Genomic DNA, 2,450 nt, shown 5'->3' on the forward strand with positions numbered 1-2,450 from the left:
CACAGCCTGAATATCATCTTCCTCAATCCATTGTCTACCATATGGTAAAAATGTGTTTCGTACAGGTTGATCAATCAATCTAAACTTCCTCTCCACCAAAAAATGACTAAGCCGTCTTCTTCACTTCACTAACTCTCTTAATTCATCGACCGTAAGCCATTGATTGTTTACATTACTGACATACGTAAATCCTTCTGGTAACGACTTGCCGCCGTTTTTACATTCCGCACTCCACCATGGAAATTCGGGTTGAATGACAAAATATCATCGTACTCTAACGTATGTCGCGCATCATCTTCTGTGATCATCGCTTCATGTAGTTTTTCTCCTGGACGAATCCCGACAATGTTAATTTCACAATCTGGAGCAATCGCTTCAGCCAAGTCGAGAATCGACATACTTGGAATTTTCGGAATAAAAATTTCGCCACCGTTCATGCGTGTCAAGCTATCCATGACAAACTGAACGCCTTGCTCTAACGTAATCCAAAAACGAAGTCATCCGATCATCGGTCACCGGAATAACAGTCGCTCCATCCTGCTTTAACTTTTTAAAGAATGGTACTACACTTCCTCGGCTTCCGACAACGTTACCGTAACGAACGACCGCAAAGCGCGTTTCTTTGTCTCCCGCATACGAGTTACCTGCAACGAACAATTTGTCAGATGCCAACTTGGTTGCGCCATACAAATTAATTGGACTCGCAGCTTTATCTGTACTTAACGCAATGACTTTTTTGACACCACGATCAATTGCAGCTTCAATGATATTTTGTGCGCCATGAATATTTGTTTTCACTGCCTCGAACGGATTGTATTCACAAGCACCGACATGTTTGAGCGCGGCAGCATGAATGACAATATCTACTCCATCAAATGCACGATAGAGACGTTCTTTATCTCGGACATCTCCGATGAAGAAACGAACGCGGGAATCAGTAAATTCTTGCGCCATTTCATATTGTTTTAACTCATCACGACTAAACACGATGACTTTCTTTACATTTTGTTTTAGTGCGGCCTCAATGAATTTTTTCCCAAAAGAACCTGTCCCACCTGTGACCAAAATCGTCTGATTCGTAAACATCTTTATATACTTCCTCTCTCATGCAAAATGCATAAATCGAATAAATTTTTATTGGAAAACATTTTTAAATGTTACGTAATGGTTTCTACGTATGTCTGCTTAATCGTATGAAGCTGAGTTTCTAGTTCTTGAATTGCTTCAAACATACGCGATAAAATCGAAAGTCGCGCAGCACTTGTTCGATTGTACCGATTATGGAACCTAATCTTATTTTGAATGATTAACAAATTAACCAATTGAAGCGGCATGATATGTGTACGGAACGATGGCGCTTCAATCATCGCATCCCAATCACGTAGCATTTTTTCAAATTCATCGACAGTCACTGCTTTTTGATTTATAACACGATGTAAGCGTTTTTTAAGTTTTGTAAACGATGTAAGATGCTGTCTAACAAATTTTGAACATACTCGATGGGAATATTTAGTTCAGTATCATCCATTTTTTCAAGTTTATACTTCTGAATCGGTTTTGTTTGGAGCATTTCAAGAGATTTATATGATGCCCCTTCAATCCGAGCTCCCTTTTCTGCATAATTGATCAATTTTTCGGACAATCCAACATATGATTTGATTAAGGTTTGATAGCTAGTTAAAAAACCAAATAAAATCGGAGTCGTTTTCCCCATCTCGCCATTGTTTAGTGGTATATCGTATAACGTTTTATTGAGTTGACCATTAGTAGAAGAGACCTGTTTGACAGAAGCACTGTAATATTCCCCTTCTCTTAGTGCCAAATCTTGTCCAATCAATCCAATCGAATCAAAATCTAAATAGTTTGCAAAGGCAACTGCTGCTAACGCTACTGTTGGATACGTACTAAATACTGTTTTTGAATAGGCCAATAAATCTTGTGTAAGCTGTGCATCTGCATATGGAATAAGTAATCCGTTTGCTCGTTGGGGAATTTGATGATTTACTTGTAACGAGTAGACAAGAGGTACGTTTAATTCGACATCTTGGAAAAAGTGGGCATTTGCTTCTCCTGTGTCAATTGAAATAACAAAATCAGGTTGAATCTCATTTTCAACTAGTACTTTGACCGTCTGACCAATCGCAATAATATAATATGCGTGTTGTGCCTTTTGAAGATATGGGATGGCGTCTTCTAATGAAGGACCACCTGCAATCATCAGGGCATGGCTCCCTTTATATTGTCGTTTGAGACAATCAACATTAAAAACACGGTCCAAATTCTCGTGTAAATAATTTGCATTTTGAAAAGATTCCTTATACCAATTTTCCGTATACACTTTACGTGTCGTTAAATCAATCCTACTCTCGCTCAAGTAGTTTCGAACTAACTTTAAAAGTTCAAGTAAAGCTTTCGTATCTTCGTAAAGAGGATGTTTGATGACTTCAGTT

At 38.4% G+C, this 2,450-nt stretch carries 1 protein-coding gene and 1 pseudogene; both read right to left on the reverse strand.

Features of this window, described 5'->3' with window-relative positions:
* Positions 1 to 120: 120 nt before the first annotated feature.
* Positions 121 to 1,086: pseudogene (gene pseB, locus B9Z54_RS04390) on the reverse strand (UDP-N-acetylglucosamine 4,6-dehydratase (inverting)).
* Positions 1,087 to 1,423: 337 nt separating this feature from the next.
* A partial coding sequence (locus tag B9Z54_RS04395; RefSeq protein WP_113927288.1) for a motility associated factor glycosyltransferase family protein occupies positions 1,424 to 2,450 on the reverse strand: 1,027 nt, incomplete at its 5' end.

The sequence above is a fragment of the Bacillus sp. P14.5 genome, assembly GCF_003316765.1.
Classification (GTDB): domain Bacteria; phylum Bacillota; class Bacilli; order Bacillales; family Bacillaceae_B; genus Rossellomorea.